The sequence below is a fragment of the Rhizobium subbaraonis genome (genome assembly GCF_900220975.1).
In the GTDB taxonomy this organism is placed as follows: domain Bacteria; phylum Pseudomonadota; class Alphaproteobacteria; order Rhizobiales; family Rhizobiaceae; genus Mycoplana; species Mycoplana subbaraonis.
This window is the reverse complement of record NZ_OBQD01000004.1, coordinates 99863-121134: the sequence shown is the minus strand read 5'-3', so window position 1 is coordinate 121134 and position 21272 is coordinate 99863. Positions and strand designations below refer to the sequence as shown.

The window sequence follows — 21272 nt, the reverse complement described above, 5'->3', positions numbered from 1 at the left end:
GAGCGCAGCGCTGCGCTGCAACCCTGGCCGTCGCCGAGACCGGGGGGTGCAAGGCGCAAGGGCGGACGGGCGGAGGGGGATCACCCGGCCTGCACAAGCGGATCGAAGTCATGACGAAGGTGCGCAGCACATATCCGCGCGGAAGGCTGGGGATACCGCCCGTCCGCCCTTGTGCCGCGCCAGGGGGCAGCGCCCCCAAGCAACCCGCCCGGCCAGAGCGGAGCGGAGGCCGGGCACATGGGCCGGATCAAGATACGGAAGGCCGGAAAGCCGTAAGTCTTGACATCCTGATCGCCGCTTGAATTGCTGAGAGGCGCGAATAGAGTTGGAATGTTATCGGAATGATCGGAGGTTCAACTGTCGCGATGACAGAGAAGCGGAACCAGGAGATTTTGAAACGCCGTCGCGCTGGTGAGACGTTCTCCGCCTTGGCGGCAGATTTTGGTGTTTTCAGAGAACGAGCACGTCAGATTTTCGAGTGAGAGGAAAAGCGAGAAGCACGGCGACTTGAATTGGCCGAGGCCGATCGCCGACCGTCTTCCGGTTGAGGCCATACCTCGCCGCTAGCTCTTTGAGCGGAGCCTTCGATCGCTGTATTGCCGCTCGGATGGCGTGCGTAGTCGTGGCCCTGCCATGGAGTATCTGGCCCATAATCCCTCCTGGAATGCGGAGCCGGATTGACTGATTCCATCACACTCCGGGACTGAACACCTAGGTCGGCTGACGGCTTGGTGAAGTCGGCAGGATCAATCACCGCCTGCTGTAACCGACCGTCTTGCGTGGTCTCTACCGTGATCGCGAAGGGGCGCTTGTTCTCCGATCCCTGGCCTGCCTTGGCGCTGTTGCGCTCCCCGCCCAGATAGGCATCGTCCAGTTGCATCACGCCGCCGAGCATCCCGTCCTGCTTTCTGTTCCTCCATGGCCTGCATCAGCTTGTGCTTCATTCGCCAGGCTGCCTGATAGCTCGTGCCATTCCGGTTGGACGGCGATTTCCATGGCACTAGACGACCGGTTTATTTCTATGTATAGCTACACCCATGAACCTGACCAAAAAAGCTCAAGTTACCAGGCAACATATCCTCGACACGGGGTATCGGCTCGTGCTGCACAGGGGGTTCGCTGCAATGGGCCTGATGGAAATCCTCAAGGAATGTGGCGTCCCTAAAGGGTCGTTCTATCACTACTTTGCGTCGAAGGAGGCCTTTGGCTGCGCGCTATTGCAACAGTACGTTGACGAATACATTGAAAAGCTTGCTCGCCTGCTCGCGGAGACAGGCAATGGACGTGAAAGTCTTATGCGGTACTGGAATGCCTGGATCGCCGATCCGACCAGTTCATCTGATTCGGCCAATCCGGTGCAAGGGTGGGCCGATGATTGTCTGGTGGTGAAGCTCGCCGCAGAGGTGGCTGACCTATCCGAAGACATGCGCCGCGTGCTCGATGCGGGCGTTCAACAGTTGCTGGCGAGAATTGCCGCATTGATCGACGAAGCCCGCGAAGACGGCTCAGTGCCCGATGGTGCGCCGTCACCTGCGCTGGCGCGAATGCTGTACCAGATGTGGCTGGGTGCCGCGCTACTCACCAAACTCAGCCAGAACAGGATGCCACTACATCAGGCCCTGATTGCCACGGAAACCCTGCTCGCCTGTGATCAAACGCCCCCAAATGTTCCGATCACGTAATTGATTCTAACCCATCGAAGGATGATTCTTATGAAGATCTTGTTCGTACTGACTTCCCATGACCAACTCGGTGATACTGGTCACAAGACCGGCTTCTGGCTCGAGGAATTCGCCGCTCCTTATTATGTGTTCAAGGACGCCGGTGCTCAGATCACCTTGGTATCCCCCAAGGGTGGCCAACCCCCGCTGGATCCAAAGAGCGATCTGCCCGAGTTCCAGACCGATTTGACCGCCCGCTTCAAGGCCGATCCTCAGGCGCAGGCGGAGCTGGCCAACACCGGAAAACTGGCCGAGGTGGCAGTGTCCGATTTCGATGCCGTGTTTTACCCCGGTGGCCATGGCCCGCTGTGGGATCTGACCAACGACCCGGTGTCGATAGCGTTGATCGAGACTCAGGATCGCGCGCGCAAGCCGCTCGGTCTGGTCTGCCACGCGCCGGGCGCGCTGACCAAGGCGCATCAGGCCGATGGTCGCCCCTTCGTTGCCGGTCGCAAGGTCACCGGATTCACCAATGGCGAGGAAGCGGCGGTCGAACTGACCGAGATCGTACCATTCCTGATCGAGGATGAATTCAAGCGCCAAGGTGGCCTTTACGAGAAGGGCCCGGACTGGCACCCGCATGTTGTCGTTGAGGGTCATCTGGTGACCGGCCAGAATCCGGCCAGTTCCGAAGGAGTCGCCCGCGCACTCCTCAGCCTACTCGGCTGAGGCCGGCCTGGCGTCGTGCCGACCGACCGGCGCTAACGCGCGCCAGTCGCTCTCCCTCTGCCAAAGCGATCCAGGCTGCTCTGCTGCCGCAGCGAGCCGTCATGGGCACATTCGTTCCTACCGGAGGCGGCTTGCCACCGGCTTCGGGATGGTCATTCACTCAGGAAATCCGCCATGAATACTTCAGATATTTCTGCCGCGCTGAACGCCAAGGTCGCGCGGATGAAACAGGCGCACCTGGCCGGTGGCCCGGCCAGCGCCGAATTGCGACGTGACCGTTTGCAACGTGCCGCGGAACTGCTGATCACACACCACGATGAACTGGCTGATGCCATCAGCGCCGACTACGGACATCGTAGCCCTTACCAAAGCCTGCTGGCGGACGTGCTGTCGTCGGTTGCTGCACTTCGCCATGCCAGCGAGCATCTGGAAACTTGGATGCAGCCGGGTGAGCAAGATGCTCCCGGCCCTGGGATGCAAGCGCGCGTACAATATCAGCCGTTAGGCGTAGTGGGCATCATTAGCCCCTGGAATTTCCCGATCAACCTGGCGTTCAGCCCTCTGGCGGGCGTCTTTTCAGCAGGCAATCGTGCGCTGCTTAAGCCCTCGGAGTTGACGCCCCGCACATCCGAACTGCTGGCACAACTCGTCGCACGCTACTTCGACCCACTGGAACTGGAGGTGGTGCTGGGCGATGCCGAAACGGGCCAGGCGTTCAGCGCGTTGCCGTTCGATCATCTGATCTTCACCGGTAGTACGGCCGTGGGTCGCCACGTCATGAGGGCGGCCGCTGAAAACCTGGTCCCGGTGACGCTGGAGCTGGGCGGGAAGTCACCCGTTTTCATTGACACGGATGCTGACATAGCTACCGCCGCTGCGCGTGTACTGACGGTCAAGACCTTCAACGTCGGTCAGATCTGCATCGCGCCGGATTATGTGCTTCTGCCAGAAACGGCGCGCGACGCTTTCGTGGAGCACGCTCGTACCTTTGTCGCCCGCACATTGCCGACGCTGCATGACAACCCGGACTACACCTCCATCGTCAGCGACCGCCACTACCGCCGCCTGATCGGCCTGCTGGACGACGCCCGCGCCAGGGGTGCCAGCGTGGTAGGGCTGGAGCCTGCGGGTGAACCGCATACTGACGCACGCACGCGCAAGCTCGCCCCGACCCTGGTGCTCAATCCGCAGGAAGACATGCAGGTGATGCAGGAAGAAATCTTCGGCCCTGTCCTGCCGGTGCTGACCTACCATGACCCGCAGCAGGCGCTTGATTACATCAACGCGCATCCGCGCCCGCTCGCGGCCTATTACTTCGGCAATGACCCGGCAAAGCAGCAAGCGTTTCTCGAAAGCACGACTTCCGGCGCGGCGGTCATCAACGATGTGATGACGCATGCCGTGGTCGAGAGCGTGCCCTTCGGCGGCGTGGGTCCGTCTGGCATAGGAGCGTACCACGGCATTCACGGCTTCCGACGTTTCAGCCACGCCAAGGCGGTGGTGGTGCAAAGTGCCGATGGCGCGTCCAATCTTCGCTTGCGCGCGCCATATGCCGATGCGCTGGCGCAAGCGCGGGCCCTGCTCGCTGGCAAGGCATAACGCACTCGCTTTGTGTCGTCGTTCTCGTTCAACAGGAGCCAATCATGAAGATTTTCTACAAAACCCGCGCTACCGCCACCGGCGGCCGTTCCGGCCGTACCGCGCTGGACGACGGCAGCCTCGCACTGGACATGGCCATGCCCGGCTCCGGCAAGACCGGAGCCAACCCCGAGCAGCTTTTTGCGATGGGCTACGCCGCCTGCTTCGACAACGCATTGCCCGTGGCCGCCAAGCAATTGGGACTGGCGCCGACCGCCACACGCACCTCGGTGGAAGTGGGCATTGGCCAGACCGCCGCCGGCGGTTACGCGCTGGACGTGGACTTGCATGTGGAAGTCCATGGACTGGACCAATCGGCCGCACGCAAGCTGGTGGAAGCCACCCACCAGGTGTGCCCGTATTCAAATGCCACGCGCGGCAACATCGAGGTGCGCCTGCACGTATCCGTAGCCTGAACAGGAGAAAACCAGCATGCGCAGCGCCATCCATACTGCATTCGGCGAACCCGCCGAAGTCCTCGAACTCGGCGACCGTCCGATACCGCAACCCGGACCAGGCGAAGTCCGCGTCAAGACCACGCTTGCGCCGATTCACAACCACGACCTGTGGACGATCCGGGGCCGCTACGGCTATAGGCCGGAACTCCCCGCAATTGGCGGCAGCGAGGCGGTTGGCATCGTAGATGCGCTTGGCGATGACGTCGAAGGCGTCTCCAACGGCCAGCGGGTAGCTGTTGCTTCGGTGCATGGCACCTGGGCAGAATATTTCCTTGCCCCCGCACGGCTGCTGGTACCGATGCCGGAAGCCATCCCGGACGAAACCGCGGCGCAGCTCATTGCCATGCCCCTGAGCGCGTTGATGCTGCTGGAGTTCCTCGAGGTCGACCAGGGTCAGTGGATCGTCCAGAACGCGGCCAATGGTGCGGTCGGCAAAACCTTGGCGATGCTGGCCGCCGCGCGTGGAATAAATGTGCTCAATCTGGTGCGCCGTGATGCTGGTGTGGATGAACTGGCGGCCCTGGGCATTGATCATGTCGTTTCCACCGCGCAGCCCGAGTGGCAGGAAATTGCCCGCGCCATTCTTGGCTCCGGGCTGGCGCGCGCGGGAATCGATTCCATTGGTGGCGCCGCCAGCGCGGCGTTGTTGGGATTGCTGGGCGAAGGCGGGACACTCGTTTCCTTCGGCACGATGGCTGGAGAGCCGATGCAAATCGACTCCGGCTCGCTCATCTTCAAGCAGGCCACGGTCAAGGGCTTCTGGGGCAGCAAGGTTAGCCTGGCCATGTCGGCGGACGACAAACGTCGCCTGGTGGGTGAACTCTTGCAGCGTACGCTGGCCGGTGAGCTGCTGCTGCCAGTGGAGGCCGTCTACGACCTCGCCGATGCCGCCCAGGCCGCTGCGGCCAGCTTGCAGCCGGCCCGTAAAGGCAAGGTCTTGCTGAGGCCGTAAGCGAGTTGAGGGCCGGGAAGTGCAAAAGAGTGGATCTGAGGCAACGCTGGTCAAGCCGCTGTCGTAGCCCAGTTCTGGAGTGCGCCCCTGCGGGTAGACAGGATCAGGCTACGGATTTGACTGTGAGCCGGGCGTGTTGATCCTCGAACTGCTGCGGACTGAGATAGCCGAGCGCAGAGTGCAATCGGCTGGCGTTGTAGCCCTGATCGATGAAGCGCGTAAGGTCGGCAGTGATGTCTTCGAAAATCTCGTAGGCCATCGGATAGACAGCCCCGACCTTGAGCGTTTCACGAAGCTCTCGGCCTTGGCGTTATCCTACGGATGGGACTATCAGTAATTTTGTGCGCGGGGCCGGTTATCGTCATCAGATGACGAACCGTTCGCCGAAGATCACGGCGAACTGGGTTTTTGCCTCCGACCACTCGCGCGGCGGCCGTTTCCATTCCTCGGCCGCCTTGTTGAGGACGGAGGTATAGTAGCTTCATCGCGGCATCGTCACCGGGGAGGTGGCCGCGGGTTCGCACGGCACGGCGCAGCTTCGAGTTGAGCGCCTCGATCGCGTTGGTGGTGTAGATGATCCGGCGCACGCCTTGCGGGAAGGTGAAGAACGGGATCACCTGGTCCCAGTGACGCCGCCAGCTCTGGGCGATCGCCGGATGCCGCTTGCCCCAATGGCCGGCCTCGAACGCGTCGAGCGCCGCCAGGCCGGTCTCGGCCGTCTCGGCACGATAGACAGCGCGCAGCGCGCTCGCGATCGGCTTGCGTTCCTTCCATGACGCAAAGCTCATGCTGTTCCTGAGCAGGTGGCCAGCGGCCGGGCTACGAATTAGCCCTGCGTGCTGTGTCGGTTTGTCTCCATCGCCAGAGCAAGCAACTTGACGATCGCGGGATCGCGATTTCCGGGCAACCAGACGGCCGAGAAGGCGATGGCGTCAGGCTCGTCGTGGACCGGCAGGAAGACGACGTTCGCCATGTTGAAGGCTGCGCCTTCCTCGGCGAAGAGCGAGACACCATGCCCGGCTGCGATCATCGACAAGAGTGCGCTGCGGCCCACATCGACGCGGCGGATTGCCGGTGTCGGCCATTTTCCGGCGGAGCGTAGCAGGATCAGATCGAGAACCTGCGGTCCTGTGCCGCTATAGCGGATGAGAAATGTTTCCTGTGCAAGTTGCCGCCATCCCACTTCCGATAGTGCTGCCAGCGGATGCCCGGCCGACAGGGCGACCATCAGACGGTCGCGCCAGATTACTCGGGAGCTGAGGTCGTGGATTTCGTGGGTGCAGGCCATGAAGGCGAGATCCAGCCTGCTTTCACGCAACATGATCTGGGCTTCGCGCGCCGTGCATTCGGCGATGTCCAGGCGAATGCACGGATGCTCGGTGTGGAAATGCTCGAACAGACGGTCGAGGAAGCAACCCGGCGTGAGGGCATGGACCCCGATGCGTAGGTTGCCTTCCTCGCCGCGCGCCTGCATCCCGGCTGTAATAATTGCGAAGTCGATTATACCGAGGGCATCACTGATCTGATCGACAAAATGGCGACCTGCTTCGGTCAGCCGGACGCCGCGCGTGTTGCGATCGAAAAGAACGACGCCAAGGTCTTCCTCAAGCGCCCTGATCCGCTGGCTGACACTCGACTGGCTGGTGCTGAGCATTCGCGCTGCGCGATGGAAGCTGAGACACTCGGCTACGGCCAATGTCTGGATCAGGGCGACCATTGGAAAGCGCCCGCAACGCAAAAGCGTATGCTCGATCGTCGTCGGCTGCTTTACGCTACCCCGCTTATGAACTTGCCGGCGACGCATGGGTCATGGCCCAATCGCCGCCGCCGGGAAATGGGGAAGAACGTGCTCGGCCAACTCGTCGAGCACTTCATCCATTGGTCGCCGGAGTGGTTTGAGATTAAGGGCGACATGGGAGACACCTTCGTCCTGTTGCCGTTTCCATAGTTCAACCAGCGCGCGGCGACCGATGCGGATGCCTCGCACGAACTGCAACGAGGCATTGGGGTCAGAGTCGAGATCGAAGAAGGTGCCATATCCGTAAGGTTTGAAGACGGCGTCCGGTGTGGCTGCACGCCATCTGCCGATGACCTCCGGGAGCCGCCCGAAATCGCTTAGGTGCCAAATCCAGCCGTCCATGTTGGCGGCAAGCCAGGCGATGTCTTGGCCGGCCCGACCAATCGCGATCAGCGGCAGGCGCGCGCCGACCGGCTTGGGCACAAGGTTGAGGCTGCCGTCGAGACGACCATAGTGCTGTGACTGAAAGATGCCGAAGTCGCTTTCCGTGGACGCCCGGATCATGGACAGAGCATCGCGGAATCGTTCCGCACTGTTGTCGAACGGCAGTCCGAAGGTCGGATATTCAGCCGGGCGGTCGCCCGTGGACACGCCGAGCAGCAAGCGACCATGGGATAGCTGATCGACGCTTGCCGCCTGTTTGGCGACAATCAGGGGATCGCGCAGAGGGAGCACGATGCCTGCCGTGCCGATTGTGATGCTTTTCGTCTGCGCTGTCAGCCAGCCCGCATACACCATCGGGTCGATGACCTGCCCGATGTCGCCAAATCCGGGGTCGAGAAACGGAACATCACGCAGCCAGATGGCGGAGAAGCCGAGTTCGTCGGCCTTCCGCACCATTGCCGTACGATCCCGCAGCGTCGGCCCCGGCGAGGATGGATAGCCTTCGAGCGGCGCCATGAAGCCGAACGTCAGCCGCCCGGGCTGGAACAGGCGATTGTATGCGGCGTGATCTTCGATTCCTGCCGGCCGCTTCCAATCAAGATTCGCTTCCGGGCGGCTCATGGCTGATCCTCCGCCTCGGCCAGATTGCGGCCGACGAAGAAGCCCCCGGCGACGGCAATGACTGCGAGAGCGACGGCGAAGCAGATCGCGCCCGTTGCCAGTCCGGCTCGATCAATGACCAGGCCCGTCGCCATCGGCATGAGGCCGGCGGGGATATAGCCGCCGATGTTGAGGACGGCGTTGGCTTCGGCGCGGCGTTCGGCAGGGACATGCAGCCCGATAAGCGTCAGCCCGCCGAGTTGACCGAGACCCTGGCCGCTACCGGCGAGCAGCGCCGCGACGATCAGGGCCACGGCACTGGAAGCCGCGACGGCGATCCCGATCCCGACCATGGACAGCACGGTCGCGCTCGCGCCGAGCAGGAAGATCGTGCGCACGGGACGGCTGCGAGCGAGGAATTGCACGCCCGTCGCCGTCAGGAACATCCCGCAGGCCATGGCGCCAGCGATCAGCGGGCTTGCCACGCCGATCAGGCGGGAGAGCAGCGAAGGGCCGAGCGACAGCACGAACGATGTGGCGGTGATCCCCGGCCCGAACACGGCGATGCCGAAGGCAAGGTGTCGGCGGTTGGGCTGTGGAACGCTCGGCAAACGCAGCCGCCATGCAGCGCTGGCCGTGGGCGTGCCCTCTCGCAGCGGCAGGAGGAATACCAATAGCGTCGCGCTGGCAAGGATCGCGAGTTCGGCGCCGAAGATCGGCAGGATCGGTTCGGGCAGCGCAAGCGCGAGACTACCGGCCAGCAGCGGGCCGAGGCCCGCGCCGAGGACCATCGAGACCGAAGCGAGCAACGATGCTTGCCGCCGCCGATCCGGTCCGCCCAGATCGACGACGGACGCCATGCCCGCCGACACCGCCGCGCCGACCGCGATGCCGGACAGGAATCTTGCGATCAGCAACATGATTACCGATTGCGCGCCGGCAAAGAGCAGACATGCTATGATCGCGGCGGCCAAGCCGGGCACGAGGACGGGCCTGCGTCCGAAGCGGTCGGATAGCTGTCCGACGACCAGAAGAGTCAGGAGAAGCCCGAGGATGTATGCGGCAAAGATCGCCGTCAGCATGGTCGAGGAAAAGTCGATGCTGGACTGCCAGCGGACGTAGAGTGGCGTCGCGGAGTTGGAAAGAATGAATATCGCGGTGACGATCCACGCCGCCGCCCACATACGCCAGACCGATCTATCGTTTTTTTTGCCGTGGAGGATGACGAAGCGATGGTCATGCGCCATCCTCGTCATGTGTCCGGACACGTCCGAGCAGTGCGAAAACGATCAGCGCTGTCACAACACTGGCCGCAGCGAGGATGTAAAGCTGCATCTGGAAAGCGTTGTCGTAGCTCTGAACCAGCAGCGCGCGTCCGACATCAGGCAGGATCGTGGTGGCACCGGCGAGGTCGCCCATGGCGATACGGTTCGCCGCCTCGATCATGCCGTCATGGCTTGTTGCCGTGGCGGAGAACATTCTGATCAAGCCGGACTGTATCAGCCCGGCCAGCAGCGCGCCGACGATGGCGATGGCGACGCCATCGGCCGAAACGCGCACCGCGTTGAAGATGCCCGTCGCCATACCGGCGCGTTCCTTTTCGACCACGCTGACGGCAAGACCATCCATCAGGCCCCAGGGCAGACCGATGCCGATGCCGATAGTGGCCATCGGCAGGATGATCGACGCGCCGTTGCCCACCGACAGCGCCTGCGCCAGCCACACCAGTCCAAGTGCGGTGATAAGGAGACCGATGCCGGACAGCACGCCAGCCGTTACCCATCGGGCCAGAGTGGCGGCCAAGAAAGGCACGACGAGCAAGGGCACCGACAAGGCAATCATCAGCCGCCCGGCATCGAGTGCGGACTGACCCTCGATCCCGATGAACCGGGCCGGCAGAAGAATGATGAGGGTCACATAGAAGAAGGCGGGCGATGCAGCGAGGATTTGCACGCCGACAAATTTGGCTCTAGCGAACAGCGACAGGTCGAGCATCGGCCTCGCCACGCGCCGTTCGATGACAATGAAAGCCGCGAACAGAATGGCAGAGACCAGCAGCGATCCGACAACCGCAGCGCTGCCCCAGCCTTCTTCCGGCGCCAGCAACACCGCGTAGGTGAAGAGGGCCAAAGCCGCCGTAAAACTGATGGCCCCCGGCCAGTCCAGACCTGTGGCGTTAGGATCGCGGGATTCCCGCGCCGACCATGCAACCATCACGAAACCAAGGAGGCCAATGGCGGCGGTCGCCAGGAACACCCATTGCCAGCCCAGAGAATCCACGAGCGCACCAGCCGCGAGCGGGCCGAAGGCCAGACCCACGCCAAAGGTTGTGCCGAGCAAGCTGAACACCCGCGTCCGGGCGTGGCCATCATATTCCTGCGCCAGCGACGACATGGCCCCCGCGAATGCGGCAGCGCCTCCAAGACCCTGTATCAATCGGAACACATCCATCCAGATCACGGTCGGCGAAAACGGAATGGCGATGGTGGCGGCGGCGAACAGCGCCAGCCCCGACAGCCAGACACGCTTGCGGCCGTAGATGTCGGTCAGGCTCCCCGCTGCCATCATCGCGCTGCCATAGGTCAGGATATAACCGTTGATGACCCAATTGAGCTGGACGGCCGTGCCGCCGAGCGCTTCGTTCACGGATGGCAGAACAACCGCCGGGCCGGTGAAGCAAAGCGGGATCAGCACGCCAGTCAGGCACGCGGAGAGCAGAAGTAGCCATTTTCTGGCTGAGGATCCATCAAGGGTTGTTGTCGTCACGGTCAGGATTCCGTCTGCAAGGACAGTTGAAAGGTTTGCCAGGCGGAGTCCGACGATTGCTTCAGGCGATTGGTCTTGGTCCGACTGTTTGATTTCGCGGAAACATAAAGACGTGCTGAGAAAAGAAAATCAGGCTACATTTCCATTCTTAGCGGACATATGCGTCCGCAATGGAGATTGGCATGATGGATCACATGGCCGGGCTAGGCGCGTTCATGCAGGCGGCGGAAACCCGCAGTTTCGTTGCTGCTGGCCGCCAGCTTGGCGTGTCCGCTTCCGCCATAGGCAAAGCGGTCGCCCGGCTCGAAGATCGGCTCGGCGTGCGCCTCTTCCATCGCAGCACGCGCAGCATCACGCTAACCCCCGAGGGCGTGCTGTTTCTTGAACGCTGCCGCCGCATCGTCTGCGAAATCGAGGCCGCCGAGTTGGAACTGTCGCAGCGCCAGGAAGCGCCACGCGGAAAGCTGCGCGTCAGCCTTCCGCTCGTCGGTATGTTGTTACTGCCGGCAATCGGGGCTTTTGTCCGCACCTACCCGGAGATTGAGCTGGACCTTGATTTCACGGATCGGCTCGTGGATGTCATTGATGAGGGGTTCGACGCGGTGATCCGCACCGGCGAGGTCAGCGATTCGCGTCTGATGACCCGTGTTATCGGCACGTTCCGGCACCAAATCGTGGCTGCGCCTGGCTATTTGAAAGCCCGAGGCACGCCGCAGACGCCTGCCAATCTCTTGGACCATAGCTGCCTGCACCACAAGTTTCCGAGCACCGGCAAACTTGAACGGTGGCCGCTCCATGCCGATGGAGGGGCGTTGGACATTGAGCTTCCTGCGACGTTGGTGGCGAGCACTATCGAACCGCTGCTGTCTCTGGCCGAACAGGGCATTGGCATCGCCTGCCTGCCGGATTTCGTGGTGGCGCGATACATCGAGGCCGGAAGGCTGGTTCAGATTCTCGAAGAGCACACCGCGAATGCGGGGACGTTCCGATTGCTCTGGCCCTCGACCCGATATCCCTCACCGAAGCTGACTGCGTTCACCGAGTTCATGGCGAAGCATCTGTTCGGCGTTACGATCAGGAAATAGCACTTCAGTTCGGTCGTCTTATTCGGGCTTGCAGAAGAGCGTCCGGAAAAGCTGTTCCGACCGCTCGATTCCCTCGTCGGTCAACACGACGGATTTCGCCTTGCCGAACGGATTGCTGATGAACCTCTTCTCATGCACTCGGTTCATCGCGCCCCAATCGAAGCTCTTCCATGACCGGCCGTCCCGGCCGAGTGAGTGGAAGAGCAGCGCAAGGACTGCATCGTCGATTTTGTTCTTGTCGATTTCCATAGTCCCGATACCCCAGTGTTCATGGTGAGTCCCGACCGGACGGAAGGAGACCGCACCATGAAGACCGTCGATTTTCATGCGTATGCCTATTTTATAGGGTCATGGAGGGCTATGGAGTAGATATAGTTCTCATCGCTATCTCGCATGGCCCGCCATTTAAATTCATGAGATTGCTGGATTTTTAGCTGCTCAGCCGATGGGTCTGACGGCTCTAGCCGTTATCTCGGGATCGAGGCCCCGTGCAAGGGCCACGACCGAGGCACTTTGGCATAGTTCTCAGTGAGATGGGGGTCGCGAGACGGACTTTAGATGCCAGTGATCGCCATCGAACGCAGCTTTCGCCTTTTCATCTCTGACGACGCAGCGCTCTGGCACGCGGAACTTCTCAGGCGCGCCGGTAAAATCCATCGTCAGGAACTTCGCAGCGTTCCCGCTGTCATTCACGGATTTCGGCCAATCGAGCTTACTGAGCCCGCCTGATTCCTTGGGAGACATCAGGACCACGATGATGCGTGGTGGCTCTGCCATCTTCTTATGGCCGATCTGAACCTGTTCTGAGAACCGTTCCCATTCGCAAAGTCGTTGATGCTTGCTGGACAGCTGACCGTTTCCCCAACTGGTCACTCCCTTGGCCTCGATGAGAACGACAGTCCGGTCGAAGGCTATGACAAAATCGAAGTCCTCATGATTTCCTCGGATGAGGCGACGGGGCGGTTCGTTCTCTTCGGATACGCAGGGGTTTTCGATTGGCTTCGATTCAGCGTCTTCTGGCGTGCGATCCAGCACTAGCGCGCCGAACAGCCAGTCAATATGATAGTCGAGCGCCCACCAGGCGTCGGCAGGGATGTTGGTGTCGATCACCTTGCCCAACCGCTCTCGGAACGAATTCGAGAGCGGCAGTTCTTGGTTCTTTTCGCCAAGTGCGTTGCGGATGAGCCAATAGCGCTCCTTCCGATTAAAGAGCCTTAGGCACTCCACCAACGTCCGTGTCATTCGCAGCTCCCTCCGGCTTCCGCGCTTCAGCCTGGGGTGCCATCCTTGGCCCCTGCCACCCCGTCTTAGCACGTTTCGGAGTGTCACCGGCAGTCGGTGCGCAACCGGAGAGTGCTAAAATGTAGGCCCTGTTGCTCAGCGTATTCCTCTTCGGGCGAGTAGCCGCCACAGGTTGTGTTGATGCCGTTCTGAAGGGCGCCGGCAACTGACCTGACTATTCCCGGCGACCTCCGGAATGTGCCTTGGACTGTCTCCGGGGGCGTCCAACGCAATGTGCTCGATATGTATGGAGCACGATATGGCAACGATCAGAAAGCTTAGAGGACCCCGGCAAGCGCAGGTTCGCCGACTGCGGCATACCTGCAAGGGTATTCCACCAGATACTCTGGTGTTTTCAGCACCGCGCCCATGCTACGAGGCGCCCACCACACAACACAACACAAAGAGATACGCCGATGCTTCCCTGGATTCAGCTTGATCGCGCGACCATTCCCGGCGATGGGGGCGAGTTGCGCCTGAAGCAGCGTGGTAGCGAATTTTCCATCATGCTTGGCTCAACGGAGCTGATGAACAGCAGGCTGAGCGGTTCTGAAGAGGCACTGGCTACGCTGTGCTGTGAGCGGATTGCAGGGCGGAAGAACGCCAGCATCCTGATCGGCGGCCTCGGCATGGGCTTTACATTGCGGGCCGCCCTCAGCGGACTGCCAGACGATGCCAGGGTCACGGTCGCTGAACTCGTTCCGGCCGTGGTCGATTGGGCGCGGGGACCGATGTCAGATCTCCACAAGGGCACGCTCGACGATCCGCGTGTCGGCATCGAAATAGGCGATGTCGGCGCGCTGATCCGGTCACGGAAAACGGCTTACGATGCCATCTTGCTCGATGTCGACAATGGTCCCGATGGGCTGACGCGCGCCTCCAACGACAGCCTCTATGACCACAGCGGTCTTCGTGCCGCCAAAGTTGCCCTTCGCGCGAACGGCGTGCTTGCAGTCTGGTCATCCGCGCCGGATAGTGCTTTTACACGTCGATTGCGGGAGGTTGGCTTTGCCACCGACGAGGTGAATGTGCGCGCCAATGGAAAACGCGGTGGCGCTCGCCATGTATTGTGGATGGCAACCAAGCGGTAGCATTTCAGTTATGCGCGAACCGCCACCTACGACGGAGCGCTGGGAAAAGCCCAAATGCCGGTTCACACAGACAGGCTGAGCGTTTTCTCCTGTTCGATATAGTCACGCTGTTTGTCGGTAATGTAGTCGCGAACAATCGGCGCGGCGTCACGAGAGCGCGACAACTGCATATGGAAAACGAGCTGGCTGCCGGTGCGGAACATCATCTCCGCGCTGATCAGGTAGAATTCCCACATGCGCGCAAAGCGCTCGTCGTAAAGTGCAATCACCTTGTCGCGGTTCGCCTCGAAGCGGTCGGTCCAGTGGGCGAGCGTCGTGGCGTAGTGAACACGCAGGAATTCCAGATCCGTCACCCAGAGGCTGTTGCGCTCAACGACCTCGAACACTTCCGAGAGCGCCGGCGAATAAGCTCCGGGAAAAATATATTTGCGCAGCCAGGGGCTTGCCATGCCGGGCGGGCTCATGTGTCCGATCGAATGCAGCACAGCCAGGCCGTCATCCGGCATCAGTGCATTCAGCTTCTTGAAGAATTCGTCATAGTGATGAACGCCAACATGCTCGAACATGCCGACGGAGACGATGCGGTCGAAGCGTCCCTCGACGTCCCGATAATCCTTCAGCTCGAAACGGACGCGATCGGCAAGCCCGGCTGTCTCGGCCCGCTGCGAGGCAAGCGCCTGTTGTTCGCTGGACAGCGTCACGCCGACAACGTCCACATCCTCCAGCGCGGCGAGATAAAGCGCGAGGTCGCCCCAGCCGCAGCCGATATCGAGCACCTTCATTCCCGGTTTCAGTCCGAGTTTGCTGGCAAGAAGCCGGAGCTTGTTGCGTTGAGCCTGCTCGAGGGTTTCGCCCGGCTCCCGGAAATAGGCGCACGAATACAGCATGTTCTCATCGAGAAACAGCCTGTAGAATTCGTTGCCGAGATCGTAGTGGTGGGCAACGTTCTGTTGCGCCTGCCCCTTGCGGTTCGACTGCTGGCGCTTGCGGAAGCGCATCTTGATGGCGCGCAGGACCTTCTGGATCGGATAGGAGCCGAGGGAGAGGCGGTTGACCGAGAAGAGTGTCAGGAAATCCCGTAGTGTCGAGCCCTCCTCGAACCGCATCGTTCCATCCATGTAGGCTTCGCCAGCCGCAAGCTCAGCATTAAAGACCAATGTCCGGTAGAGCTTCCTGTCGGTCAACCTCATCGTCACCTGCGGACCGGGCGTGCCCTTGAAAACATGACGCTTTCCTTCTGCGTCGATGACGGTCAGACAACCTTTGCGTATGAAGGACTTCATCATATGCGAAAGTGGAAACATGAGCGCCTCGAGTTGTTGCTGAATGCCGGGAAGTCCAATTGCCCAACTCTCATCTGATCGATGGGTTCGGTCAACTTGCTTCGTCCACTAACGCTTCGCCCATTTGGCTGGCTTATGCGGGCCTGCGCTCGCTCTGAGTGTCGGTCGAGCGTTTTCGCCGATGGATCGTCCACGTTCAGAAGCTCACAGGTCGCAGGCAGGCCCAGGTCCGTCGACGACGGAAGCCCAGGATCGGGGCCTATCAACTACCTGGTCACAGACTGTTCAGTGCTCAGTGGCAATCAACACGAATTGCTTTCGGAGGAGGTCCAGCAAAGGCTTTCACGCACCCCGTGGCTGATGTATATTAATCACTTCTAATATCTTTGGTTGTCATATCCGCGGGGCAGGGGGAATTCGCCATGACGGTCGGCCAGAGCATGCTTGCGGGTGCCGCTTTCCTCGCGATTGGACTTACATCTGCGTTGGCCCAGCAGGTCACAGGAACGCCCGGCGCACCTGGCGCAACGACAACAATCACCGGAAAACAGTTGCCGTCGCCCGATCCGCCCTTTGGTGGTGTGATCAAAGAAAAGGCTTCCGAATCGAAGCCCTGGTGGGCTCCGCGTGTGGTACCCCCCACCGGCGCTCCCAACGTACTGCTGATCATGACCGACGACCAGGGGTTCGGTGCACCGAGCACCTTCGGCGGCGTCATTCCCACCCCGGCGATGGACAGGATCGCAAAGGAAGGGCTGCGCTTCACGAATTTCCATTCGACGTCGCTTTGCTCGCCGTCCCGTGCGGCGCTGATCACTGGACGAAACCATCATTCTGTCGGTTACGGCGTCGTCGGTGAGATTGCGACCGGCTATCCCGGCTACAATTCGATTATCCCGATCGAGAAGGGAACGATCGGCACGATCCTGAAGGAGAACGGCTACGCCACGTCGTGGTTCGGCAAGAACCACAACACCCCATCCTATCAATCGAGCCAGGCCGGGCCATTCAACCAATGGCCGACGGGCATGGGCTTCGACTACTTCTATGGCTTCGTTGGCGGCGATGCCAGCCAATGGCAGCCGAACCTGTTCCGCAATACGACCGCCATCTATCCCTTCGAAGGCAATCCCGGGTGGAATCTGGAGACGGCCATGGCCGACGAGGCAATCGGCTACATCAAGCAACTGAAGGAAATCGCCCCCGACAAGCCCTGGCTGGTCTACTACGTGCCCGGCGCCACCCATGCGCCGCATCATCCCACTCCGGAGTGGATCAAGAAGGTCAGCGACATGCATCTCTTTGACGAGGGCTGGAACAAGGTTCGCGAGAAGATCTTCGAAAACCAGAAGCGGCTCGGAATCATGCCGCAAAATGCCAAGCTGACGCCCTGGCCCGACGAACTGCCGCAATGGGATTCGCTGAGCTTGGAGGAGAAAAAGCTGTTCATCAGGCAGGCGGATATCTATGGCGCCTACCTTGCTTATGCCGACAACGAGATCGGACGAGTCATCCAGGCGGTGGAAGACCTCGGAGAACTCGACAACACCCTGATTATCTACATCGGCGGAGACAACGGGGCGAGCGCCGAGGGCATGCTCGACGGAACACCGAACGAGTTCACCACCTTCAACGGTGTCCCCGTCCCGGTGAATGACCAGCTCCTCTGGTATCCGTTCTGGGGGTCGGAGCGGACATTCCCCCACTATGCCGCCGGCTGGGCCTGGGCGATGGACGCACCTTTCAAGTGGGTGAAGCAGGTGCCGTCGCACTTCGGCGGTACGGCGCAGGGCATGGTCATGTCCTGGCCGGGTCACATCGATGACGAAGGTGGCATCCGCCGTCAGTTCCACCACTTCATCGACATCGTGCCGACGATCCTGGAAGCCGCGGGCATCCCGCAACCGGAGATGATCAACGGCATCAAGCAGGAGCCGATCGAAGGTGTCAGCATGGCGTACACTTGGAACAAGGCGAGTGCGGCCGCCCCGACCAGCCACAAGACCCAATACTTTGAAATGCTGGGAAACCGCGCGATCTACCACGACGGCTGGGTGGCCGCCACGACACCCGCGACACTTCCTTGGGAACTCAGCACCAAGACGCCTCCCGACGTGATCACCGGCTACAATTGGGAGCTTTACAACGTCGACGAGGACCCGACGCAGTTTGACGACCTCGCCGCCAAGATGCCGGACAAGCTCAAGGCGATGCAGGACCTCTTCTATGCGGAAGCGAAGAAGTACAATGTGTTGCCGCTCGACAACTCGACGCTGGCCCGCTGGAACACGCCGCGGCCGAGTTTGACCGCTGGCCGGACAGAGTTCGCCTATTCAGGCGAATTGAGTGGCATACCTGCCAGTGCCGCCCCCAGCACCTTGAACAGGTCCTACACCATCACGGCCGAGGTCCAAATACCCGAAGGCGGCGCGGAAGGTATGATCGTTACCCATGGCGGGCGCTTCGGCGGCTATGGTCTCTTCCTCAGCAAGGGCGATTTCGGCGTCGGCCGGGGGAAAGTCGTGTTCCTTTACAACTTCCTCGACCTGAAGCGAACGATGTGGGAGGGGCAGGAACTCGAACCCGGAAAGCACACGATCGTCTTCGACTTCAAATCGGACGGCAAGGGCCTTGGATCGGGTGGCACGGGCGTCTTGTCGGTCGATGGCAAGGAGGTCGCCAGGAACACCCTCGAGCATGGCATTCCGGTGACCTTCCCGGAGGATGAAACGTTCGACGTCGGCCTCGACACCCGCACGGGTGTGGCACTGCTGGAATATCGCTACGATGCTCCCTTCCGCTTCACGGGCCAGATCGACGAGCTCAGGTTTGATTTAAGACCTGAAACAAACACAACGCCTTAGCATCAAAGGAACGCTCGGCAGAGAACCGGTTGGCGGAGGTGGGTAGCGATGATACGCGTGCTTGATCTGGCTGCCTTCGGGGAAATGGCAACGGGTTTTGCGCTGGTGGCAATGCCTTCGTTCGTAGGGGAGATTTTGCTCGGCGAACCGCTGACAGGCGCCGGCGTCCCGACGGCGCGGGTGGCGGGGATTGCACTGATCGCGCTGGGCATTGCCTGCTGGAGGAACTCGGGGCTCCCCGGCATGCTGATCTACAGTGCCGCGGTCACAGTCTATCTGGCCTATGTCGGGCTTTGGGGCGGCTTTACGGGTATCCTTCTGTGGCCTGCCGTCGGACTTCACTTGTTGCTATCAATCTTGCTCTGGCGCGGTCGCATTAAAATTGAAGTATCCTAGTTCGGATCTTTTGAATCGTACCAGCTATCGAGCAGCCGCCCAATTTTCGAGCCGATGCAACAGCTCGAAGAGCGCTCCGTAGGCGCTCGCTTCAATGATCTGATTTCGGCCGATCGTGACTGCAGCCAACGCAACGCCGCCGATCATGGTTAACGATCCGTTTTGAATTTTCGTCGTAGGCATGGAACAGACGCGGCGAATCGCCGTTTCTGCGCTGACCTGGAGGAACGATATGCTTTCAAATCTGCTGAGTGTTTTGCGCTTCGACCGACCGGAAACCGCCGACACCGGCACTTTTGCCGACGGGACGTTCCAGCTTGCCGAACACGAACTGAAACGCCTGCCAAAGACCGGCCGTGGGCAGATTTCCTACGGCCGCGACTATGGGCGGGATCGAAGCGTGCAGCCCGGCGCGATTGGCCGCGTATAGTCGCAAACCGCGCCAAGTGCGCAGTTATGCCAATGCGCTTGAGCGCATTTTGCTATTGTAACTGCGGCGACGGGGCGACCCGTGTCCAGCCACCCTTCCTCGGCCGAGTGCCCCCCTCAGCCGCGTCGAGCGGCGAGGGGTCTCAACAGTCAGGGCCTTCTGGCGCAGACCGCCGGCCTCCTCCAGAAAGCCATTATCAGAAGGCCACACTCAGTGGCGGAAGTGGCGCATGCCCGTGAAGACCATGGCGACGCCGGCTTCGTCAGCGGCGGCGATCACCTCGGCATCGCGCATCGAGCCGCCGGGCTGGATCACCGCGGTGGCGCCGGCGGCGATCGCCGAAAGCAGGCCGTCGGCGAAGGGCAGGAAGGCTTCCGATGCGACCGCCGCGCCGCGCGTCAGCGGTTCTGACAGCCCCATCGCCTTTGCGGCCTCCTCCGCCTTCAGCGCAGCGATGCGGGCCGAATCGACCCGGCTCATCTGGCCCGCGCCGATGCCGGCCGTCTGGCCATCCTTTGCGTAGACGACTGCGTTCGACTTCACGTGCTTGGCCACCTTGAAGGCAAACTTCATGTCCTCGAGCTCCTGCGCACTCGGAGCACGCTTCGTCACCACTTTCAGCTCCAGGTCCTCGACCATGCCGTTGTCCCGGTTCTGGACAAGCAGGCCGCCGGAAACGGTCTTTGCCGAGATGCCGGGCGTGCGCGGGTCAGGCAGGCCGCCGGTGACGAGCAGGCGCAGGTTTGGCTTGGCGGCAATGACGGCGCGCGCGCCATCGTCCGCCGCCGGGGCGATGATGACCTCGGTGAAGAGCTTGACGATCTCCTCCGCCGTGGCCGCGTCGAGGGCGCTGTTCAGCGCGATGATGCCACCGAAGGCCGAGACCGGATCGCAGGCCAGCGCGCGCTGGTAAGCCTCCTTCAGGCTCGGCGCAGTGGCAACACCGCAGGGGTTTGCATGCTTGATGATCGCACAGGCCGGACCGTTCTGCGGCAGGAATTCGGCAACCAGCTCGAAGGCGGCATCCGTGTCGTTGATGTTGTTATAGGACAGCTGCTTGCCCTGCAGCAACGTCGCCGTGGCGACACCCGGTCTGTTCTCGCCGGTCACGTAGAACGCCGCCTTCTGGTGCGGGTTCTCGCCGTAGCGCATCTCTTCCTTCAGGACCCCGCCGACTGTGCGGTAGGCTGGGGTGACGATGTCGAGCGCCTCCGCAAACCAGTTCGATATCGCCGTGTCATAGGCAGCGGTGCGGGCGAAAGCCTTGGCGGCAAGCCGCTGCCGGAACGCATAGGATGTCGCCCCGTCCGCAAGCTCTTCGACGAGTGCCGGATAATCGGCCGGATCGGTGACGATCGTCACATAGGCGTGGTTTTTCGCCGATGCGCGGATCATCGCCGGGCCGCCGATGTCGATGTTCTCGACCGTCGTCGGATAGTCGCCGCCCTTCGCGCGGACTTCCTCGAAAGGATAGAGGTTGATGACCGCAAGATCGATGCCGCCGATCCCGTGCGCCTGCATCGCCGCCACATGCTCGGCATCATCGCGAATGGCGAGCAGACCGCCATGGACGTTCGGGTGCAGCGTCTTGACGCGACCGTCCATGATTTCGGGAAAGCCGGTAATCTCGGACACGTCTGTCACGGCAAGCCCCGCATCGCTCAGAGCCTTGTGCGTGCCGCCTGTGGAAAGAAGCCGCACGCCCTTCGCCGAAAGGGCGCGGGCGAGATCGACGATCCCGCTCTTGTCGGACACCGAAAGAAGCGCGGTCTTCACCTCGACGCGATCGGGAGCGGGTATTTTCTTGGATGCGACGGCCATGGGGTATCTCCGGGAGGATAGGGCCGGCGCCCGAG

The 21272-nt window shown here is 61.4% G+C and carries 18 protein-coding genes and 3 pseudogenes; 10 read left to right on the top strand and 11 right to left on the bottom strand.

What is annotated here, in order from left to right:
- Window positions 1-784: 784 nt before the first annotated feature.
- Window positions 785-971, bottom strand: a pseudogene (locus CRO48_RS07115) (IS1595 family transposase); the annotation flags it as partial.
- 66 nt (window positions 972-1037) lie between these two features.
- Here CRO48_RS07115 and CRO48_RS07110 point away from each other — a divergent pair.
- From CRO48_RS07110 to CRO48_RS07090, 5 genes are all read left to right on the top strand, one after another.
- Window positions 1038-1682, top strand: a complete 645-nt coding sequence (locus CRO48_RS07110; protein WP_025292348.1) for a TetR/AcrR family transcriptional regulator — start codon at window positions 1038-1040, stop codon at window positions 1680-1682.
- 30 nt (window positions 1683-1712) lie between these two features.
- On the top strand, window positions 1713-2390 hold the full coding sequence (locus CRO48_RS07105; protein ID WP_025292349.1) for a type 1 glutamine amidotransferase domain-containing protein: 678 nt from the start codon (window positions 1713-1715) through the stop codon (window positions 2388-2390).
- Between the two features lie 174 nt (window positions 2391-2564).
- Complete coding sequence (locus tag CRO48_RS07100) at window positions 2565-3989, top strand: coniferyl aldehyde dehydrogenase (protein WP_025292350.1); 1425 nt, start codon at window positions 2565-2567, stop codon at window positions 3987-3989.
- A 44-nt stretch (window positions 3990-4033) separates the two neighbouring features.
- The gene (locus CRO48_RS07095) at window positions 4034-4444 is read left to right on the top strand and encodes an organic hydroperoxide resistance protein (protein ID WP_025292351.1); all 411 of its coding nucleotides are present in this window, start codon (window positions 4034-4036) and stop codon (window positions 4442-4444) included.
- 16 nt (window positions 4445-4460) lie between these two features.
- Window positions 4461-5438, top strand: coding sequence for a zinc-binding dehydrogenase (locus CRO48_RS07090; RefSeq protein ID WP_097137714.1), 978 nt, complete (start codon window positions 4461-4463; stop codon window positions 5436-5438).
- A 103-nt stretch (window positions 5439-5541) separates the two neighbouring features.
- Here the strand turns inward: CRO48_RS07090 and CRO48_RS31735 are convergent.
- The 6 genes and pseudogenes from CRO48_RS31735 to CRO48_RS07065 form a co-directional block, all read right to left on the bottom strand.
- Window positions 5542-5712 (bottom strand): annotated as a pseudogene (locus CRO48_RS31735) (IS3 family transposase); the annotation flags it as partial.
- A gap of 90 nt (window positions 5713-5802) precedes the next feature.
- Window positions 5803-6244: pseudogene (locus CRO48_RS07085) on the bottom strand (transposase); the annotation flags it as partial.
- Between the two features lie 20 nt (window positions 6245-6264).
- Complete coding sequence (locus CRO48_RS07080) at window positions 6265-7155, bottom strand: LysR family transcriptional regulator (RefSeq protein ID WP_097137712.1); 891 nt, start codon at window positions 7153-7155, stop codon at window positions 6265-6267.
- A gap of 90 nt (window positions 7156-7245) precedes the next feature.
- Window positions 7246-8241: an LLM class oxidoreductase gene (locus CRO48_RS07075; RefSeq protein ID WP_097137710.1), complete on the bottom strand. Its 996-nt coding sequence runs from the start codon at window positions 8239-8241 to the stop codon at window positions 7246-7248.
- Complete coding sequence (locus CRO48_RS07070) at window positions 8238-9476, bottom strand: MFS transporter (protein ID WP_245423452.1); 1239 nt, start codon at window positions 9474-9476, stop codon at window positions 8238-8240. The genes CRO48_RS07075 and CRO48_RS07070 overlap by 4 nt, the downstream gene beginning before the upstream one ends.
- Entirely contained in the window at window positions 9457-10986 is a 1530-nt protein-coding gene (locus CRO48_RS07065) for an MFS transporter (RefSeq protein WP_210201978.1), read from the bottom strand. Before CRO48_RS07065 ends, CRO48_RS07070 begins: the two co-directional genes overlap by 20 nt.
- A 185-nt stretch (window positions 10987-11171) precedes the next feature.
- Here CRO48_RS07065 and CRO48_RS07060 point away from each other — a divergent pair, with 185 nt between their 5' ends.
- Entirely contained in the window at window positions 11172-12071 is a 900-nt protein-coding gene (locus CRO48_RS07060) for a LysR family transcriptional regulator (RefSeq protein ID WP_025292361.1), read from the top strand.
- 18 nt (window positions 12072-12089) lie between these two features.
- Here CRO48_RS07060 and CRO48_RS07055 read toward each other — a convergent pair whose 3' ends face one another.
- Together CRO48_RS07055 and CRO48_RS07050 are read right to left on the bottom strand one after the other, a co-directional pair.
- Entirely contained in the window at window positions 12090-12320 is a 231-nt protein-coding gene (locus CRO48_RS07055; RefSeq protein ID WP_097137708.1) for a DUF6429 family protein, read from the bottom strand.
- A 276-nt stretch (window positions 12321-12596) separates the two neighbouring features.
- The gene (locus tag CRO48_RS07050) at window positions 12597-13313 is read right to left on the bottom strand and encodes a hypothetical protein (protein WP_097137706.1); all 717 of its coding nucleotides are present in this window, start codon (window positions 13311-13313) and stop codon (window positions 12597-12599) included.
- A gap of 455 nt (window positions 13314-13768) precedes the next feature.
- Between CRO48_RS07050 and CRO48_RS07045 the strand changes: the two genes are divergently transcribed.
- Window positions 13769-14443, top strand: coding sequence for a spermidine synthase (locus CRO48_RS07045; RefSeq protein WP_097137704.1), 675 nt, complete (start codon window positions 13769-13771; stop codon window positions 14441-14443).
- A 62-nt stretch (window positions 14444-14505) separates the two neighbouring features.
- Here the strand turns inward: CRO48_RS07045 and CRO48_RS07040 are convergent, their stop codons facing one another.
- Window positions 14506-15747 (bottom strand): SAM-dependent methyltransferase, encoded by a 1242-nt coding sequence (locus tag CRO48_RS07040; protein WP_097137702.1) that lies wholly within the window; start codon window positions 15745-15747, stop codon window positions 14506-14508.
- A gap of 401 nt (window positions 15748-16148) precedes the next feature.
- Between CRO48_RS07040 and CRO48_RS07035 the strand changes: the two genes are divergently transcribed.
- The 3 genes from CRO48_RS07035 (at window position 16149) to CRO48_RS07025 (ending at window position 19416) form a co-directional block, all read left to right on the top strand.
- A complete protein-coding gene (locus tag CRO48_RS07035; RefSeq protein WP_097137700.1) occupies window positions 16149-18590 on the top strand; it encodes an arylsulfatase in 2442 nt (813 codons plus the stop codon).
- Between the two features lie 48 nt (window positions 18591-18638).
- On the top strand, window positions 18639-18986 hold the full coding sequence (locus CRO48_RS07030; RefSeq protein ID WP_097137698.1) for a hypothetical protein: 348 nt from the start codon (window positions 18639-18641) through the stop codon (window positions 18984-18986).
- 232 nt (window positions 18987-19218) lie between these two features.
- Window positions 19219-19416, top strand: a complete 198-nt coding sequence (locus tag CRO48_RS07025) for a hypothetical protein (protein WP_097137696.1) — start codon at window positions 19219-19221, stop codon at window positions 19414-19416.
- 210 nt (window positions 19417-19626) lie between these two features.
- Here CRO48_RS07025 and purH read toward each other — a convergent pair whose 3' ends face one another.
- Window positions 19627-21237, bottom strand: a complete 1611-nt coding sequence (purH, locus tag CRO48_RS07020; protein WP_097137695.1) for a bifunctional phosphoribosylaminoimidazolecarboxamide formyltransferase/IMP cyclohydrolase — start codon at window positions 21235-21237, stop codon at window positions 19627-19629.
- Window positions 21238-21272: the final 35 nt, after the last annotated feature.

Excerpts from the sequence above, each read along its gene's own strand:
- CRO48_RS07035 (WP_097137700.1), top strand. The coding sequence starts at position 16,149 with ATGACGGTCGGCCAGAGCATGCTTGCGGGTGCCGCTTTCCTCGCGATT.
- CRO48_RS07105 (WP_025292349.1), top strand. The coding sequence starts at position 1,713 with ATGAAGATCTTGTTCGTACTGACTTCCCATGACCAACTCGGTGATACT.
- CRO48_RS07090 (WP_097137714.1), top strand. The coding sequence starts at position 4,461 with ATGCGCAGCGCCATCCATACTGCATTCGGCGAACCCGCCGAAGTCCTC.
- CRO48_RS07100 (WP_025292350.1), top strand. The coding sequence starts at position 2,565 with ATGAATACTTCAGATATTTCTGCCGCGCTGAACGCCAAGGTCGCGCGG.
- CRO48_RS07060 (WP_025292361.1), top strand. The coding sequence starts at position 11,172 with ATGGATCACATGGCCGGGCTAGGCGCGTTCATGCAGGCGGCGGAAACC.
- purH (WP_097137695.1), bottom strand. The coding sequence starts at position 21,237 with ATGGCCGTCGCATCCAAGAAAATACCCGCTCCCGATCGCGTCGAGGTG.
- CRO48_RS07075 (WP_097137710.1), bottom strand. The coding sequence starts at position 8,241 with ATGAGCCGCCCGGAAGCGAATCTTGATTGGAAGCGGCCGGCAGGAATC.
- CRO48_RS07080 (WP_097137712.1), bottom strand. The coding sequence starts at position 7,155 with ATGGTCGCCCTGATCCAGACATTGGCCGTAGCCGAGTGTCTCAGCTTC.
- CRO48_RS07095 (WP_025292351.1), top strand. The coding sequence starts at position 4,034 with ATGAAGATTTTCTACAAAACCCGCGCTACCGCCACCGGCGGCCGTTCC.
- CRO48_RS07110 (WP_025292348.1), top strand. The coding sequence starts at position 1,038 with ATGAACCTGACCAAAAAAGCTCAAGTTACCAGGCAACATATCCTCGAC.
- CRO48_RS07030 (WP_097137698.1), top strand. The coding sequence starts at position 18,639 with ATGATACGCGTGCTTGATCTGGCTGCCTTCGGGGAAATGGCAACGGGT.
- CRO48_RS07055 (WP_097137708.1), bottom strand. The coding sequence starts at position 12,320 with ATGGAAATCGACAAGAACAAAATCGACGATGCAGTCCTTGCGCTGCTC.
- CRO48_RS07040 (WP_097137702.1), bottom strand. The coding sequence starts at position 15,747 with ATGTTTCCACTTTCGCATATGATGAAGTCCTTCATACGCAAAGGTTGT.
- CRO48_RS07050 (WP_097137706.1), bottom strand. The coding sequence starts at position 13,313 with ATGACACGGACGTTGGTGGAGTGCCTAAGGCTCTTTAATCGGAAGGAG.
- CRO48_RS07070 (WP_245423452.1), bottom strand. The coding sequence starts at position 9,476 with ATGACGAGGATGGCGCATGACCATCGCTTCGTCATCCTCCACGGCAAA.
- CRO48_RS07025 (WP_097137696.1), top strand. The coding sequence starts at position 19,219 with ATGCTTTCAAATCTGCTGAGTGTTTTGCGCTTCGACCGACCGGAAACC.
- CRO48_RS07045 (WP_097137704.1), top strand. The coding sequence starts at position 13,769 with ATGCTTCCCTGGATTCAGCTTGATCGCGCGACCATTCCCGGCGATGGG.